The following is a 15,884-nucleotide window of genomic DNA, read 5'->3' on the forward strand; positions in this document are numbered from 1 at the left end:
AATGCGTAATTTATGGCATAGTTTTTGGGATATATTTGACCCATACCGCCGAGGACCGCTTTTCCACAAATACGGTTGGAAAGGAGTTTTATTCATCGCCGCGGGCACATACTTTTTGTACCGATGGTACGTCGGCCCTCGACACTGCCCCTTTGCGGGCGTACTTTGGCTGATGACTATCGGTATTCACGAAGCAGGGCACCCCATTTTCCGTTTTATTTCAGGCGGAAATTTTGTGTGGACAATTTGGGGCGGAACGGTAATGGAACTGGGCGTACCGATTTTGGCGTATCTGTCTTTTTTACGCAGGGGGAGAGAAATTCAGGCCGATATCTGCCTGCTCCTTTTATCTATTGCCTGCTACAGCGTGGGGCATTACGCGGGATGCAGCTTGGACCCTGTCATCAGTCTCTTAAATGCCGGCCCCGAAACGCTGCCGGACTGGGATTATATGCACAAGTGGCTGGGAACGGAAGGGTATGAGTGGCATTTCCGCCACGCGTTTTACGGGTTAAGCGCGTTCTTGGCCGCGCTGGGCGTATATTTAACCGCCGTACACTTTTGGAACTGGACCAACCCCGACGGACACAACTATAACGATGACGACGACGGGCACGACCGCTTTTTTTCGCGCGGATAAAAATGATTTGTTCTTTCCCGCCACTTCCGCCGGTTTAACAGGTACCGCTTGGCAAAAGTGCGGGGAAAATTATAAAATAGAACATGGAAAAATTACAACAGGAGCATACTATGAATAAAGCTTTGGTTTTAGCCGTATTCGCCGTTTTCTTAGCCGCCGGTTGCGCCTCCACCGGAGACTCTTCCACCGCCGCCTCGGGCAACACGATTACACTTGAGGAAGCGCTTCAAAAATCAGCCGAAACCCGCCAGAAACTGATTGACGCCAAACAGTCTTACCAAAACGCCAAAACAGCCGCCGAAGTGGCTTCCGGCCAAAAAACGGCTGCCGACGTAGCTAAAGAACAGTTTCAGCAAAAAGCCGATGAGGCCAAGCAGCAAATCGAAAACGAAAAGAACGCTTGGAAAGAACTTTTGGGAAAATAAAAAGTTTACCTTGTACGCAAAAAACGGACGCTTGTAAAAAGCGTCCGTTTTTTTGTCTAAAGAAAGCCTTATTTCCCGTCCGCAGCGGGCCCGTGACCTTCGTGAAAAGGTTCCATACGCGGCCCCATCGGGCGCGGGCCGTCACCCATCATTTCCGGTTTTTCGAACAAAACGTCCAAATCGCCGTCGTCGGCAATCACTTCGTCCGTTTTTTGTTCCACCCACGCTTTTTTGGCTTCGTCGGATTTTTGCTCCTCAAGGCCCTTTTTCATCTGTTCCAAGCGTTCGGCAAATTTGTTCAGCTGTTCTTCTTTGAACTTAATCTGCTCGTCGCGGATAGAGGCCACCAGTGCGGCAATTTCGGCTTTTTTGGCGTCTTTTTTCTTGCCTGCTTTCATTTTATTGTACTCTTCCACCAAGTTTTCCATTTTATCTTCGGTGGCTTTCATTTTGGCCTTATGTTCTTTGTGGGCTTTTTTAAAGGATTCCGCACGGGCGTCTTTACCTTTGCGGTGCCCGTCACGCATTTCCGTACGGCCTTTTTTCATCATAGGACATTTGTCACAGTCACATTCCACATCTTTGGCAAACGCGGGCAAGCATAACGCGCCCGCCAATACAGCTAGTAACACTTTCTTCATTGTTCTACCCTCCGAAATCAGAATTCCGATTCCAACGCGGACAAATCATCCGCGAAAGACTGGTATTCAGCGTCCAAATTTTCGCTCATATACGCAATTACTTCTCTTGCGTCAAAAGCGGCTTTGTCCGGTTGCAGGCCCGCCCAAAAGATTAACATCCCTAATCCTAATACGGCGGCGCCTGCCAATGCCGGCTTCCAACGGAGTCCGGCAAAAAACGACGGTTTGCGCGAGGTCTTGGCAAACAGCTTGTCCACCGCGCTTTGCGGGGCGGAAGAAGGCGTCAAAGCCGCATCCGCCTTGCGCAGAAATGACAGTTCCTTTCGGCACGCTTGGCAAGAGGCCAAGTGTGTTTCAAAACGGTCCTGTTCCGGACCGGCAAGCTCTCCCTGCGCATATAATAAAACTTGTTCACATTCCTTCATAAAGATACCTCTTCGGCCAATAAAATTTGCATTTTTTTAACGGCCCTGTGGCAATCGGCCAGTACCGTGCCTAATGGACGCTGCAACATCTGCGCAATTTCTTTAAACGAAAAATACTGGCGCAAATAAATCATTTCCCGCTGGCGCACAGGTAAGGCTAACGCCGCACGGCGGATTTGTTCTTCCGTTTCGCGTCCGCTTAACGCTTCGGCGGGGGTGGGGGAAGAATCCGGCAGGGCGCTTAACAAATCCCCGCCCTCATCGTCGGTTTGATCTAACGAAAAAAGTTTATCCCTGTCCCTAAAAAAATTAAGCGTCCGGTTGCGCGCCGCCAAAAACAGCCAAGCTTTAAATTTTCCGCGCGCCTGATATTTATCCGCGTGCTTAAAGAACGAAATAAACGTCTCCTGAAACAAATCCTCCGCTGCCCCTGCGTCCCGCGTCATCGCAAAAATATATTGGTAAAGCGAGTTTTTATAACGCAATACCAATTCCTCAAAAGCTTTTGCGTCACCCTGTTTAAAAGCGTCAACTAATTCGTCGTCCGCATACGTTTGAAATCCGGATTCCATACTTATATAACCCCAAAATTTGTTATTTTATTGCATCCATTTTACTTTAGCAGATTAATCCGCACGCGTCAGTTCCAAAAAAAGATTAGAAAAAATTTTTTACAACTGCTGCAAAAATTGTTATACTTTATAAAGCTAGAGTTTACGCGCGTTTTAAACGCGCAGAGGAAAAACTGAAAAATGCACGCAAACATTAACCGTTTTTTTATGCATATCTCCTATTCTATGCTACTTTCTAAAGGTATGGAAAAGGTTTTTATTGTGCAAAAAGAAGCGGGGAAGTGTGTAAAATAATGTAATTTTTATTTTTATCATAAAAAACCCGCTCTAAAAAAGAAGCGGGTTTTTTATGTTACAAACATACAGGATAACAGGAATCACACAATATGAAAAAAATAACAGCGGTACTCGTCATTCTTAGCTTACTGGTGGGAAATTTTTCCGCAGTAGCCCAAGTACCGGGGAAATTTCTCTCGCCCCGAAACTTCAAAGGGGGAATAAAAGGACTCAAATATGTGCCGCTGGCTACGTCCTCCCCCGCACTCCGAACAGCCGAACTGTTAGCCCGTGTAGAACGCGCTTCCCGCGCTGCCACATTGGAGAAAACCTTTTCGCTCAATAAACTGCGGCAGCATATACAGGCAGAAAATATTACTTTGGTTCCCCGTGCCATTTTAAGCCATCCCATAGAGCACGAAAGAGCCACTCTCTTACGCCGTATCTTCCCAGTTTTAGGGAATAATGCTTCGTTGGAAGAGCGCAGCCAAGCCGCTGCGTTTTGGCGCGAAGATTTGTCCCGCCAAACAGTGCAAATTACCCAAAACGCAGCTGCCGCAAATGATGCTCTGGCCGATGCTGCTTCTTTGGGGCTGTTCGGCCAAAAAGAGGATATCGCTTTACTGGAGGACTTTTACCAAACAGTTAAAACTTTGCCACAGGCGCCCAAAGCCGCAGCCGTACTTGCGCGTACGCTTTTGGCGCACGGAGAGTACGAAAAACTGGAAGAATTTTTTGCTGTCGAAAACGGCCTTTATGCCGGGCTGCAAAACGGCATTGCCCAATACGTTAAGGAAAAGCAAATAAATGCCAATGTTGCCTTCGCCCCGCTGCCGGAAAATTATAAAGAACAACCGTTTCAGGCGCAGATTTCAACGGACGGTCTCTCCGCCGCACTCGCAGCAGACCCGTCCGAACAGGCTACGAGCATTTGGGTAAATTTAACGCTTTCCCGTCCGTCAGCAGCGGCGGTACCGTCAACGCCCGTCAAAAGCCTGCAAAATCCGCTTGAATTGCCGCCCTTGTCCCTTCAGGACCCGCAGGCGTTACAATTATCCGCGCAGGAAATAATACCTCCGGCCGTCGAAAAAGCGGGGGGACAAATCAGCGGAAACAATGTCCCTGCTGGAAATATTATTATTCCGATGACAGCAGAAACCGTTGTGCCCGTGCCTGAAACAGCAGTTCCGGTTTCTACTCCGTCGCAACGCAAAAAATTAATTGATTTTTTTAAGAAAAAAGCCCCGCAAACACAAGCTGCCCAACCCCATACGACAGCTGCCGCCGTTTCCGCGCCGCGCATTTCGGCCAAGACAGTATGGGGAAAAATCAAAAATTTATTCTCTAAAAAACCGGCTCCTGCACAAAATGCCGTCCCTGCGGGAAATGACCTCAATCCAAAAGAGGCCGCCTTACAGCGCGCAGGCATTTATATGGCTTCCTATGTAATGGGGCTTGAGGTGGCAACTCCGGTCATCGCCAATTTCGGAAGCAGTTTCGGGCTGTCTCTCGAAGAAAATATTTTAGTGGCCGTGGCTACCTATTTTCCTTATTCCGTAGGTGCAATTTTGTCGAATTGGACGAAAAAATGGCTGGGGAGAAGAAACTCTATGAATTTGGGGCTGGCGCTGATGGGAGGAGGCTTGATGGCGGGCGTTCTGTTTTGCGGACTCAATGGCGCGTTTGTGCCGCAAGCCGATACCTTAATGCACTTTTACAAAGCGCTCGCCTGTATTACTATAGCCAGTATGGGCGGCGTAATTGTACACAACTCCGTCGGCCCGATAATGACGGAATTAAGCAAAAACGCCAGCGAACTGGTTAAACAAAAGCGCAATTCTTACACGGAACTGAGCCGTGCGCTGGGAATGGCATCATCGTTTGCATTCCCCTACTTGGCAACTAAAGTTATGGGAATGGACTGGAGTTTGGCTTTCGCACTGCCGATTCCGCTGATTGGCGCCGCCGCATTAGGGGTTAATCTGGCCAAAATTCCTAACACTAAAACAGTTTTGAAAAAGGCAGCAAAAACAGGTATTCAACCCAAAAAGACGTTTAAAGAATTAATTAAAAACAACGAATATGTTCGTTTGTTCAAAGAAGAAAAAGGTGTGGGTGCATTTTTGGGCGGTTTAACTATTATGAATGCAGTGGAAATGTCTTACAACAACGGATTTTTATTTATGCTTCCGTCAATGACGACAGACCAGTCCTCCCAATACCTGTTCGGCCTTGCTCAGTTTGCCGCACCGTTTATTCTGGGCCGCTACTTGGCGGGGAAATTCCTGCAATGGTTTCCCCAGCATAATATGAGTGTGGCAACACTGATGGCCGCCGGAGGAGGGTTAGCGTCTCTCTTTGCGCTTGGTGACCCATATGCCTTAACCGCCGCACTGTTTTTAGCCGAAACGGGCATTTCCACCGGATTTACGCTCGGTTTTGCGCGCACAGCAAAAAATCCGGCAACGCAAGACCGTGTAGTGGCGCTCCTCGTGGCGAGTGCAATTTCGTGTGCATTCGGGCCGCTCTTGTTAACCAACTTAGCGCAGTCGTTGATTGACGCCGGCATAATGGATACTTCCACAGCCACCGCTACAGCAATGCTTGGTATTCCGTCCGCCTTGGCATTATTTTCGGCTGCGCTCTTCAAACGAATGGAGAATATGGGAGCGGTAAGTTCATCGGTACTGAAGAGAATTTACTCGTTTGTCAAAAAATCGGTATTTTTCCCCAAACAACGAAGAAAACGCTCTTAACATAAACAGCCCCGAGTTAAACTCGGGGCTGTTATATATTGAACTTTAATTATGTTGGACATTCTATAGATACTCTTTGCATCTCCAATAGATTTAAGCAGCGTTATAGCTTCAGAAGCGCGGCTTTTTTCCACTGCTTTGGTGTACTGCGGCAGCGCAACAGACGATAATATGCCTATAATTAATACGACAACCAATAATTCAATTAACGTAAAACCCTTCATATTATTTTCTCCTATTAAAAAAGTCATCCTGAGTCGCTTCTGCCCTGGACCCGCCGATTTTGGCGAAATAAACCCTAATCGGAAGATCCCGAACAAAAACCTTTCGGGATGAGCTTATGTTATCAAAAAAAAAAAACGGGTCAAGGCCTGCCAAATAATAAAGACAAATAAGCAGGAGCTCCCGTGCAAAAACCTCACGGGATGACTCCTCTTCAAAAAATAGCGACAGCAAAACCTTCTTTATTCGTAGCGCAGCGCGTCAATCGGCGTCAATTTGGAAGCTTTATACGCCGGATAATAGCCGAAGAAAACGCCCGTCGCAGCCGAAAACCCGACGGACAGCAAAATGGACCACACGCTAAGTTCCGCCGGAATAGACGAAGAATTGGCCGCCACAATAAGCGTAATCCCTACGCCAAATATCACGCCGATTAAGCCCCCAATACAGGAAAGCGTTACGGCCTCGGCCAGAAACTGCAGGCGGATGTCCGCGCTCGTCGCACCGATAGCCATACGGATGCCAATTTCCCGCGTGCGCTCGGTAACGGATACCAGCATAATGTTCATTACCCCGATACCGCCTACAATCAGCGAAACCGCACCGATGACCCCCAGCAGCAGACTCATCGTTTTACTGGCGCTTTTGGCTTCTTCCACAAACGAGGCGAAATCGTCCAGTTGGAAATCATCTTTAGCCAGCGGATGAATACGGTGCGTGTTGCGCACGGTATTTTGAATGTCCTTTTTTGTGTCCTCAATGGCGTTAAAATCTTTCACGCGGATAATCACGCGGTCCAAGGCGCGGCGGTCGGAATTGTTCCAGCCAGCGTTCATTTTTACTTTACCCGTAGTATACGGGATTAACGCGCCTTCGTCCATATCAAATCCCATACCGCCTTGGCCGGATTTTTTCATTACACCCACTACTTTAAAGGGAATTTCGTCCAAGACTACAGTACGGCCCAGCGGATCCATATCGTTAAAAATGGTCTGTGCGGCTGTTGCACCGATAACCATTACCTGCCCGTAATCGTTCACTTCTTTTTCGGTAAACTGGCGGCCCGAGCCGAGCTCCCAATCGTACGTTTTAAAAATATCCGTATCGGTAGCAAGGACGGAAAGCGAAGTGGAGGTATAGCCGTATTTGACGTCAAAACCGGAACTAATGTACGGCGCGGCAGACGTAACGCCGGGAAGTTTTCGAATAGCATAAACGTCATCCATCGTTACGTCTTTGGGGGAAGAGATGCTTTCGTCCAAATCCCACGGCTGACGCAAATACAAAATATTGGTACCAAAGCGGGAAAAGCGTTCCGCCATACTTTTTTGCGTGCCGGAACCGACGGCCAACATCGTAATTACCGCCGCCACGCCGATGACGATACCAAGGCTTGTCAGCGCGGCACGCATTTTGTTAGCGGCAATAGCTTTTAACGATAAACGGAACATTGAATAAAATGCGTCAAACATAGTTATTTCCTCTCGTCGCTGATTTTCTGCCCGTCTTTGAATTTGATGAGACGGCCGGCGTATTCGGCAATATCCGGCTCGTGCGTAATCAGAATAATGGTCTTACCCATTTCTTTATTTAAGCGCGTAAACAAATCCATTACTTCAATACTCATTTTGGTATCCAAATTTCCGGTTGGTTCATCGGCAAAGATGATGGGTGCATCACACACCAAGCTGCGCGCAATCGCCACGCGCTGCTGCTGACCACCTGAAAGTTGGTTAGGCAGGTGGTCAGCGCGCTTTTCAAGCCCCACGGCTTTTAAAGCGGTCAGCGCTTTTTCGCGCCGCAGGTGCGCCGGCGTATGATTATAAATCATTGGCAGTTCCACGTTTTCCAAAGCGGTGGTGCGCTTAATTAAGTTAAACCCCTGAAACACAAAACCGATTTTGCGGTTCCGCACACCTGCCAGTTTGGACAAATCCGTAGCAGTAACATCAATACCGTCCAGTATATATTTACCGCGCGTGGGTTTATCCAAACAGCCCAGAATGTTCATAAACGTGGATTTACCCGATCCGGACGGCCCCATTACGGCTACAAATTCGCCCTGTTCCACACTGACGCTGACATCATTCAAGGCGCGGACTTCCACATCGCCGAGTTGGTAAATTTTAAATAAATGCTGCGTATCAATAAGAGGCATTATCTTCTCCTCCCGCCCGGGCGCGGAGGAGTCATAGCAGCCGTTGCTGCTGCCGTATTATTTTCACGCACGATGACCCGATCGCCCTCTTTCACGTCGCCCGAGGTAATTTCCGTCTTGTCCTCGCCGATAATCCCAATCGTCACATCCACGCGGCGGGGTTCTTTTTTAGGCTCCAACAGCCACAAACCCGTGGTAGTATACTTCTCTGTATTGGAGGCAGGGGAAAAGCGTAAAGCTTCATTCGGAACCAAAAGCACGTCTTGTTTGTCCTGCGTACGAATCGTGATAGTAGCCGTCATACCCGGCATAAATTTGCCATTTTCGTTATCCACGTCAATGACCACCGTATACGTCGTATTGCTGGAAGAAGCGGACGAGGACGAGGAAGAATAATTCGTACGCACCTGACGTACCGTACCCTGAAATTTTTCATCGGGATATCCGTCCAAAGTAAAATCGGCCGTTTGGCCTTCTTTAATTTTAACGACATCTGCCTCGGACACTTTAGCCTCAATCTGCATTTTCGTCAAATCTTGCGCCAAGACAAACAGTTCCGGAGTAGAAAAACCTGACGTTAAAGATTGGCCTTCGCTGACAGATTTTGACAAAACCATTCCGTCAATGGGAGAAACGATTTTGGTATTGTCCAAGTCTTTTTTCGCGCTGTCCATACGGGCCTGCGCCTGAATAACGGAAGATTCCGCCGAATTGAGCGCACTTTTGGCGTTTACATACGCCAGTTCGTACTCTTCCAAATTTGATTTAGAAACATACTCTTTGGCGTACAATTCCTGATAGCGGGCACGGTTGAGCTTGGACAAATCGTACGCAATTTTGGCGGCGGCCAAATTTTCTTTGGCCGAAGAAAGGCTGGCCACGGCTTGATTATAATCCGCCTGTACCTGAGTAGGGTCAATGACGGCCATCAAATCGCCTTTTTTAACAGGCGTATTGTAATCCACCAGAATTTGCAGAATTTCACCGGAAACCAGCGCGCCTACTGTCGTTGTATTGACGGGATTAATCGGGCCGGAGGCTTCCACGATATCCGCAATATCGCCCCGTTGGATTTTAGCCGTGCGGAACGGCGGCATTTTCGGCGCGGAAAAAAAGTGCGCCTTTACAAAATACGCCGCTAGCAATACCGCCGCCAGCAGGAGGAGTTTCTTCCACCAAGAAAGCGTTTTTAGCGCTTTGTAAATACGTTTAAACAGATTTTCTTTTTTCATATTAATAAGTCCCCATAGCTTGTTTTAACTCGGCCACTGCAGACGCGTAATCGTAGCGGGCGGTCAACAGGCTCAATTCCGCGTCTGTATACGCTACCTCCGCGTCTTTTAGCTCAATGATATCCCCGATACCCTCGTTGTAACGGCCGCGGGATAAGTCCAAATTTTCCTTGGCTTTTTCTACGTTTACCTCCGCCACTGGAATACTCTCTGCTGCTTCCTGCATTTTGATATACGCGCTTTGCACTTCTAAAAATACGTCATTTAGCAGGCTGCGGTTGGAGTTGAGCGTACTTGCCATAGACAGTTTGGCCTGTTTATAATTGTTATACGTTTTAAAAGCGTTAAAAATGGGGAATTCTACCGAAGCCATCAGCTTGGTTTCTTCGTTATCCAAACGGAAATCATCACCCGATTTGGCAACCCCCGCCGAAAAAGAAAACGTAGGAAAGAATCCCGCTTTGGCGCGGTTTAACTTAATTTGGCTGATTTGTACGCCTGTACGGGCCGACAGTACGTCCGGCCGATTGGCGTATGCCGTTTCAATGGCTTTGTCAAACGGAATATCCAGTCTTTCAAAATCGGCTACTTCTTTAATGTTTAAAATATCCGAAGCAGTTACGCCCATCGCGTTGGCAAGCTGGGCCGAAGCCGTTTTGACGAGGTTCTTGGCACGGATAAGGCTTAATTCCTCGTTGTTCAAATTCACTTCCGCCGTCGTTACGTCTACTTTCGGCCGGAGCCCCAAGCGGAAAAATTCGGCCGAGCGGTTGTACTGGTCTTGATACAAATCACGCGACTGCGTGCGGATCGCCACCGCACGCTTGGCGGACAACAGCGCGTAATAATACTTTTTTACACTTCCCGTAATTTCGTTTTTTACGCCTGCCAAATCCGTTTGGGCCTGTTCAAGCGTAAGTTTACTGATTTTTATGTTGCGCGCGATATCCGTAATTCCGCTTAAAGACAACTGCGCCTGCGCGTACACGTCCGACGTTCCGTAGTCGCGGCGAGGGAACCCGTCCGTTTTCTGGTTATTGTAATTTTGGGAAGCTCCCGCCGTGGCCGTGGGAAAAAATTCCGAACGGGCCAAATTCAAACTTACCTGCGCGTCCTGCACCGCCAGTTCCGCCGCAACGGCGCGCGGGTTGTTGGATAAAGCGATGTCAATGCAATTTTCCAGCGTCAGCTCTTCTTTCAGCCGCGCGGACAAAACATCTTTCGCGCCGCCCGCAGAGAAAGATAAATCCGTTTTCCGTCCCGCAGCGGGCACCAAGCCCGACGAAGAAAATAAATCGTCCGTTTGGGCCGCTGCGCACGGCACGGCAGACAAAATCAGCAAAATAAATGAAATTCGGAAGTTTTTCATAAGTTATATTATAGTAATTTATGGGTATTTTCAGCCTGACGCGCCTCAGCGCGCCGCTTTTATACAACACCAAACCGTGCGGTTTTATTGCACTCCATATATTCCTAATTTTTTGGAATAAACCGGTGGCTGTTTAGCACAAGCCATTCAAACGCGCGGCCCGAAAAAGACCGCACGTTTTTTATCCGCCGCGACGAAACGTTCCGCTTTGTACTATAATATAAGTAATATGTGGAAACCGATTTTGCTGTTGTGCGCCTCCAACTTATTTATGACGGCGGCTTGGTACGGACACCTTAAATTTAAAAACAGTGCCCTGTGGCTGGTAATTTTAACCAGTTGGGGAATCGCGTTTTTTGAATACTGTCTGCAGGTACCCGCCAACCGTTTGGGAAATACGTATTTTTCCGTTACGCAGTTAAAAGTAATGCAAGAGGTGATTACGCTAGTTGTATTTGCCGGTTTTTCTGCCCTCTATTTTAAAGAAAGCCTGAAATGGAACCATCTGGTAGGTTTTATATTATTGGTGGCTGCGGTATTTTTCGTATTTAAAAAATGGTAAAGGATTCGTATGAAAAACAAACACAGACTGTTTATTAAAATGGCCGAACTGGTGGCCGAGCAATCCACGTGTCTGCGCTTGCAGGTGGGGGCGGTGCTCGTGAAAGACAACCGCGTCATCAGCATCGGGTTTAACGGCACGCCTACGGGGCAGCTGCATTGTGAAGAAAACTTCCGCAAAGTGTACGAACAAGAATATAAAGACAAATTCTCTACGTACGAAGAATTTTTGGCCAGCCGCACATTTTACGATTTGCACGGAAAATGGTCGATTGAAAACGAACTTCACGCCGAACAGAACGCTATTTCGTTTGCGGCGAAAAACGGGATTGCAACCCAAGGGGCGGATGTATATGTAACGTGGTCGCCCTGCGTGCATTGTGCAAAAGTCATCGTCAGCGCGGGAATCAAAAAAGTGTTTTACAAAAATACGTATGACCGCAGTCAGGAAGGGATTTTCTTTCTTGAAAAAAACGGAATTGAATGCCGGCAGCTGACCGAAGAAGATATCGCCACTGCATAGGCTGGATTTTACCTGACTGTCCATATTTACTATAATAGAATTATGACTAAGAAAACTACCGCCGTTGAAACTCAACATACTGATTTGGTCTCCCCGTTTTTAACGGGCGTTATCCAATTTTGCAAAAAGAATAAACAGGGCGTTTTAACCGCCTTGGTTATCTTGGTGCTGGCCGCAGCCATAGGTTCCTTTTATTCCGCACGCCAACAGAAACTGGCGGAAGAATCTTGGGCTGCGTACTACACGGCTCAAGTCGCTATACTGACCGAAGGAGAAGAGGCCGGATTTAAACAAATTGATGCCCTCGCTGAAAAATACAAAGGTACGAATGCCGCACAATATGCCCTCTTGTTAAAAGGTGACTTACTATACGCAAACGAAAATTTTGCCCAAGCAGCGGATGTATACAAACAGTTGTCCGACGCGAAAAACCCGACGGTCAATTCCATAGCTGCTTTATCTCAAGCTGCTGCCCTGCAGGCTGCGCAGGATTACAAAGGCTCCATTGACGTAATCAGCAAATTTATTGAAAAAAATCCCAAACACTTCGCTTTGGCTCAAGCTTATATGACGCTGGCCTCCAGCCAAGAATTGGCCGGCAATAAAGAAGAAGCTTTAGCCGCCTACAAACACTTGTTGGAAGCGTATACCAAAACCTACTTTGGCGTATACGCAAAAGACAAAATTACCGAACTTCAAAAATAGTTGAAAATACCCGCCGGACGTCCAATCTCCGGCGGATATTTTTTATCCACAAGGAAAAATTATGAAAAAATCAGCCGTACTGTTATCTCTTTTACTGCTTGCCGACTTGGCGCACGCGGCCGGCTTTGCGCTGTACGAATTCAGCGCACGCGGCACCGCTATGGGGGGAGCCGTTATGGCTAACGAAGCCGAACCCGCTTCTTTGGCTACCAACCCCGCGCTCATTACCGAGTTGGACGGCACCCAAGCCCAGCTGGGTTTGACTGCCGTTACCGCCGACGCCAAAACCAGCGTGGCGGGGAACGCCCGCAGCCTTAAAGACGACGTATGGCTGCTGCCGAACTTTTTTATTACCCGAAAATGGAGCGAGGACATTACCTTCGGACTGGGCGGTTTTTCGCGCTACGGTCTAGGAGGGGAATACAAAAACTGGCAGACGTGGACGGGCAGCGCGCTCGCGTATAAGGTAAAATTGGAAACCTTTTCTTTTACGCCTACGATTGCCGTTAAAGCCAATGACGAATTGTCCGTGGCGATGGGCTTGGAAGCAATGGTTATCGGGTTTAGCCAAAACTCCACGCTTCTCCCCGGGGCTGCGGCAGAAGCTACCGCCTACAAAATCAGCGGTTCGGGCGTAAGCTGGGGGGGAAATTTCTCTTTTGTGTACAAACCGCAGTGGGCGGAAAAATGGTCTTTAGGAGCAATGTACCGCACCAAAGTAAAACAGGAACTCAGCGGACGTATCAACGCCGGAACGGAGTATCCGGCACGCAACATTTATTCCGCCGACGCTAAAGGCTCCATCGCCCTGCCGGACAGTATCTCCGCCGGACTTTCCTTCCACCCAACCGACAAATGGACGCTGGAAGCGGGTATCATCGGTACATTCTGGAGCTCATACGACCAAATTCTTATTGAATATAAAGATATGGAAAATACGCCCACCATTCACAATAAAAAAGATTATAAAGACGCCTACCGTCTGAATTTCGGTACGGAATATCAAATCCACAAAAATTGGGCGCTGCGCGCGGGGTATGTGTACGACAAATCCCCGATTAACGAAAAAGCGATGGATACGCTAGTACCCGTGGACGACAGACATATCGCCAGTATCGGATTCGGCTATAAAAATGAACGCTGGAGCGTGGACGCGGCGTATGCGCACGTCTTCAGCAAAGATTTAACGGGTACGACTAGTTCCCAGTTCGGGAATTTGCCCGTCAAATACTCCGACGGCAGAAGCGATATGTACGCGCTGACCGTAGGCTATAAGTTTTAATACAAAAACCCGCTCGATAGAGCGGGTTTTTTGTTTATCAAAGTAAAGCGTTACAACAACTTAATCGGCGTAATAACAATCAGAGGAGCCGCAGGATCCGTGCGTACCGCAAGCAAAGGTGCAAATACCAGCACCGGAACCGGCTTTAGTAAACCCAATCTGGGAGCAACCAGTTCCTACACAAGAACGACGCCCCGTTACCGGATTTATAGATAGCTGAAACCAACCTACACTGCCGGAACTCTGCCGATACTCCGCTCGGGAAAAAATTTGCGTATTTTGCGCAGCAGCGCAGTCAACAAACAGACCATAACTAAAATTTTTAGAATCTTGTACATTAATTGCCAATTCCTCAGTAGTAGCGCCATTATGAAAATATCCGCTTGGATTTTCCAAACAGTAAGCACTAGCCGCCATATTGAGATTTTTCAAATTGGCCCACGCCTCCGCAGTGCGGCTTTTAAGTACCGCTTTCTGGTATTGCGGCAATGCAACGCTTGCCAGAATACCGATAATTAGAACAACGACCAACAATTCAATTAATGTAAACCCCTTCATATGAATTCTCCTATTAAAAAACTCATTTGGAATCTTTTCTGCTTAGAATCTGCCGATTTTTGATGAAATAAACTATAATAGGGAGACCCTACACAGAAACACCACGAGATAATCTTATCGTATCAAAAAAAAAAAACGGGTCAAGGCCCAAAGTCAGGGTCCCCGCTTGTCTGCACTCTCGTGATTAATTGCGCTACATTATTTTAGTTATGTTGCAAATGGATAGAGAATGACAAAAAGCGGCAGATTCCGAAACACTATAACTAGACCCTGTGTTACAACCCCGTATAACAACCGACCTCACGGGATGACACCAAGCGGAAAAAGAGGCTGTGCAGGATAACATCAATAATAACGGAGTATACCAACCCGCCAAAGCGGTTATAATAATCCCGCTTTTTCCAACAATTTCTGTACCAAGCGGGACACCGCATAATCTTCTACCCGCGCTTGGGACACGCGGATAAATTTCGGCGGAGTTTTTAAGGAGGGGGGAATCGTTACCTTATATAAATCGGCATAAATAATCCGGTGCGACAACACGTGCTTAACCGGTTTTACCAGCAAAACTGGTTTGTGGCGACCGAAAAGCGTTTTATATTCGGGCAAAGCGGAAAGGTCAGCCACTTCCTCCGGCGTTTCCACGAGAACAGGCTCATATAAGTTTTGCCAAACGTCTCCCGCGCTACGTTTGTAGAGCCACGTATCACGCCCCTGTTCTACATATATATAGTGAAATCGCCGTACAGCAATTTTTGTTTTCCGGCCTTTAACCGGAAAATCCGACACCCGCCCCGTTTGATACGCTCTGCAACGTCCGGCCAGCGGACAAGAAGAGCACAACGGTGTTTTGGGAGTACATACCATAGCCCCAAAATCCATTACTGCTTGGTTATAATCTCCCGCACGCTTGATATCAAGCAGTTTTTGCGCCAAAGCGGAAAATTCTTTTTTCCCAGAGGGAGAATCAATCGGAACAGAAATACAAAATACACGGGAAAGCACACGGTACACATTTCCGTCCAACACCGCATAGGGCATATTATAAGCAATAGAACATATCGCGGCGGCGGTATAGTCGCCCACGCCTTTCAGCGCACGGACGCCTTCGTAGGTAGAGGGGAACACTCCGTTCATACTTTTGGCAGCCGTATGCAAATTGCGGGCGCGGGAGTAATACCCTAATCCCTGCCAAAACTTTAACACTTCGTCCTCAGCCGCCTCTGCCAACGCGCGGGGGGAGGGGAAACGCTCCGCAAAACGCAAATAATAACTAATCCCCTGTGCTACGCGCGTTTGCTGGAGAATAATTTCCGAAAGCCAAATCAGGTATGGGTCATAAGATTTCCGCCACGGCAAATCCCGCTTATTTTTGTCATACCAATTCAGTAAAACGGAGGAAAAAGTTTTCATACTTTATTTTATAATTTTTACATAACGGCACAAAATGCGTTTTAAGCGTTTGGGGAATATATGAGTTTACTCCAAATTGTTTTTAGACATGCTTCCGTATTACAAATTTAAGCGCGATTTTGCAGA

At 47.7% G+C, this 15,884-nt stretch carries 17 protein-coding genes; 7 read left to right on the forward strand and 10 right to left on the reverse strand.

The window, feature by feature from the left end:
- Window position 1 precedes the first annotated feature (1 nt).
- Window positions 2-640, forward strand: coding sequence for a hypothetical protein (locus ACI351_RS02640; RefSeq protein ID WP_439733707.1), 639 nt, complete (start codon window positions 2-4; stop codon window positions 638-640).
- 110 nt (window positions 641-750) lie between these two features.
- Window positions 751-1,065 (forward strand): hypothetical protein, encoded by a 315-nt coding sequence (locus ACI351_RS02645; RefSeq protein ID WP_439733708.1) that lies wholly within the window; start codon window positions 751-753, stop codon window positions 1,063-1,065.
- A 68-nt stretch (window positions 1,066-1,133) separates the two neighbouring features.
- Here the strand turns inward: ACI351_RS02645 and ACI351_RS02650 are convergent, their stop codons facing one another.
- From ACI351_RS02650 to ACI351_RS02660, 3 genes are read right to left on the reverse strand one after another with little or no spacing between them, the layout of a single operon-like run.
- Window positions 1,134-1,706 carry a hypothetical protein gene (locus ACI351_RS02650; RefSeq protein WP_439733709.1) on the reverse strand — a complete coding sequence of 191 codons (573 nt, stop codon included), beginning with the start codon at window positions 1,704-1,706 and terminating at the stop codon, window positions 1,134-1,136.
- A gap of 17 nt (window positions 1,707-1,723) precedes the next feature.
- Window positions 1,724-2,131 carry an anti-sigma factor family protein gene (locus ACI351_RS02655; RefSeq protein WP_439733710.1) on the reverse strand — a complete coding sequence of 136 codons (408 nt, stop codon included), beginning with the start codon at window positions 2,129-2,131 and terminating at the stop codon, window positions 1,724-1,726.
- Window positions 2,128-2,703, reverse strand: coding sequence for an RNA polymerase sigma factor (locus tag ACI351_RS02660; protein WP_439733711.1), 576 nt, complete (start codon window positions 2,701-2,703; stop codon window positions 2,128-2,130). The genes ACI351_RS02655 and ACI351_RS02660 overlap by 4 nt, the downstream gene beginning before the upstream one ends.
- 386 nt (window positions 2,704-3,089) lie before the next feature.
- On the opposite strand from ACI351_RS02660, the gene ACI351_RS02665 reads away from it, so the two are divergent.
- Window positions 3,090-5,735 carry a hypothetical protein gene (locus tag ACI351_RS02665; RefSeq protein ID WP_439733712.1) on the forward strand — a complete coding sequence of 882 codons (2,646 nt, stop codon included), beginning with the start codon at window positions 3,090-3,092 and terminating at the stop codon, window positions 5,733-5,735.
- Here the strand turns inward: ACI351_RS02665 and ACI351_RS02670 are convergent.
- From ACI351_RS02670 to ACI351_RS02690, 5 genes are all read right to left on the reverse strand, one after another.
- The gene (locus ACI351_RS02670; RefSeq protein WP_439733713.1) at window positions 5,732-5,959 is read right to left on the reverse strand and encodes a type IV pilin protein; all 228 of its coding nucleotides are present in this window, start codon (window positions 5,957-5,959) and stop codon (window positions 5,732-5,734) included. The genes ACI351_RS02665 and ACI351_RS02670 overlap by 4 nt on opposite strands.
- 240 nt (window positions 5,960-6,199) lie before the next feature.
- A complete protein-coding gene (locus ACI351_RS02675; RefSeq protein ID WP_439733714.1) occupies window positions 6,200-7,429 on the reverse strand; it encodes an ABC transporter permease in 1,230 nt (409 codons plus the stop codon).
- Between the two features lie 2 nt (window positions 7,430-7,431).
- A complete protein-coding gene (locus tag ACI351_RS02680) occupies window positions 7,432-8,118 on the reverse strand; it encodes an ABC transporter ATP-binding protein (protein ID WP_439733751.1) in 687 nt (228 codons plus the stop codon).
- On the reverse strand, window positions 8,115-9,347 hold the full coding sequence (locus tag ACI351_RS02685) for an efflux RND transporter periplasmic adaptor subunit (RefSeq protein WP_439733715.1): 1,233 nt from the start codon (window positions 9,345-9,347) through the stop codon (window positions 8,115-8,117). The genes ACI351_RS02680 and ACI351_RS02685 overlap by 4 nt, the downstream gene beginning before the upstream one ends.
- A 1-nt stretch (window position 9,348) precedes the next feature.
- The gene (locus tag ACI351_RS02690) at window positions 9,349-10,716 is read right to left on the reverse strand and encodes a TolC family protein (protein ID WP_439733716.1); all 1,368 of its coding nucleotides are present in this window, start codon (window positions 10,714-10,716) and stop codon (window positions 9,349-9,351) included.
- Window positions 10,717-10,945: 229 nt separating this feature from the next.
- Between ACI351_RS02690 and ACI351_RS02695 the strand changes: the two genes are divergently transcribed.
- The 4 genes from ACI351_RS02695 to ACI351_RS02710 all read left to right on the forward strand — a co-directional run bounded on the left by ACI351_RS02695 (window position 10,946) and on the right by ACI351_RS02710 (window position 13,787).
- Window positions 10,946-11,278, forward strand: coding sequence for a DMT family protein (locus ACI351_RS02695; protein ID WP_439733717.1), 333 nt, complete (start codon window positions 10,946-10,948; stop codon window positions 11,276-11,278).
- Window positions 11,279-11,287: 9 nt separating this feature from the next.
- Window positions 11,288-11,800 (forward strand): deoxycytidylate deaminase, encoded by a 513-nt coding sequence (locus ACI351_RS02700; protein WP_439733718.1) that lies wholly within the window; start codon window positions 11,288-11,290, stop codon window positions 11,798-11,800.
- Window positions 11,801-11,842: 42 nt separating this feature from the next.
- The gene (locus tag ACI351_RS02705; RefSeq protein ID WP_439733719.1) at window positions 11,843-12,505 is read left to right on the forward strand and encodes a tetratricopeptide repeat protein; all 663 of its coding nucleotides are present in this window, start codon (window positions 11,843-11,845) and stop codon (window positions 12,503-12,505) included.
- 61 nt (window positions 12,506-12,566) lie between these two features.
- Window positions 12,567-13,787, forward strand: a complete 1,221-nt coding sequence (locus ACI351_RS02710) for an OmpP1/FadL family transporter (protein ID WP_439733720.1) — start codon at window positions 12,567-12,569, stop codon at window positions 13,785-13,787.
- A gap of 60 nt (window positions 13,788-13,847) precedes the next feature.
- Here ACI351_RS02710 and ACI351_RS02715 read toward each other — a convergent pair whose 3' ends face one another.
- On the reverse strand, window positions 13,848-14,345 hold the full coding sequence (locus ACI351_RS02715) for a type IV pilin protein (RefSeq protein WP_439733721.1): 498 nt from the start codon (window positions 14,343-14,345) through the stop codon (window positions 13,848-13,850).
- Between the two features lie 381 nt (window positions 14,346-14,726).
- A complete protein-coding gene (mutY, locus tag ACI351_RS02720) occupies window positions 14,727-15,758 on the reverse strand; it encodes an A/G-specific adenine glycosylase (RefSeq protein WP_439733722.1) in 1,032 nt (343 codons plus the stop codon).
- Between the last annotated feature and the right edge of the window lie 126 nt (window positions 15,759-15,884).

Origin of the sequence: Candidatus Avelusimicrobium sp. (genome assembly GCF_051874775.1) — a bacterium.
In the GTDB taxonomy this organism is placed as follows: Bacteria; Elusimicrobiota; Elusimicrobia; order Elusimicrobiales; family Elusimicrobiaceae; genus Avelusimicrobium.

Coding starts and splice junctions, on each gene's coding strand:
- ACI351_RS02650 (WP_439733709.1), bottom strand. CDS start 1,706: ATGAAGAAAGTGTTACTAGCTGTATTGGCGGGCGCGTTATGCTTGCCC.
- ACI351_RS02700 (WP_439733718.1), top strand. CDS start 11,288: ATGAAAAACAAACACAGACTGTTTATTAAAATGGCCGAACTGGTGGCC.
- ACI351_RS02685 (WP_439733715.1), bottom strand. CDS start 9,347: ATGAAAAAAGAAAATCTGTTTAAACGTATTTACAAAGCGCTAAAAACG.
- ACI351_RS02675 (WP_439733714.1), bottom strand. CDS start 7,429: ATGTTTGACGCATTTTATTCAATGTTCCGTTTATCGTTAAAAGCTATT.
- ACI351_RS02670 (WP_439733713.1), bottom strand. CDS start 5,959: ATGAAGGGTTTTACGTTAATTGAATTATTGGTTGTCGTATTAATTATA.
- ACI351_RS02665 (WP_439733712.1), top strand. CDS start 3,090: ATGAAAAAAATAACAGCGGTACTCGTCATTCTTAGCTTACTGGTGGGA.
- ACI351_RS02715 (WP_439733721.1), bottom strand. CDS start 14,345: ATGAAGGGGTTTACATTAATTGAATTGTTGGTCGTTGTTCTAATTATC.
- ACI351_RS02705 (WP_439733719.1), top strand. CDS start 11,843: ATGACTAAGAAAACTACCGCCGTTGAAACTCAACATACTGATTTGGTC.
- mutY (WP_439733722.1), bottom strand. CDS start 15,758: ATGAAAACTTTTTCCTCCGTTTTACTGAATTGGTATGACAAAAATAAG.
- ACI351_RS02690 (WP_439733716.1), bottom strand. CDS start 10,716: ATGAAAAACTTCCGAATTTCATTTATTTTGCTGATTTTGTCTGCCGTG.
- ACI351_RS02655 (WP_439733710.1), bottom strand. CDS start 2,131: ATGAAGGAATGTGAACAAGTTTTATTATATGCGCAGGGAGAGCTTGCC.
- ACI351_RS02695 (WP_439733717.1), top strand. CDS start 10,946: ATGTGGAAACCGATTTTGCTGTTGTGCGCCTCCAACTTATTTATGACG.
- ACI351_RS02640 (WP_439733707.1), top strand. CDS start 2: ATGCGTAATTTATGGCATAGTTTTTGGGATATATTTGACCCATACCGC.
- ACI351_RS02660 (WP_439733711.1), bottom strand. CDS start 2,703: ATGGAATCCGGATTTCAAACGTATGCGGACGACGAATTAGTTGACGCT.
- ACI351_RS02645 (WP_439733708.1), top strand. CDS start 751: ATGAATAAAGCTTTGGTTTTAGCCGTATTCGCCGTTTTCTTAGCCGCC.
- ACI351_RS02710 (WP_439733720.1), top strand. CDS start 12,567: ATGAAAAAATCAGCCGTACTGTTATCTCTTTTACTGCTTGCCGACTTG.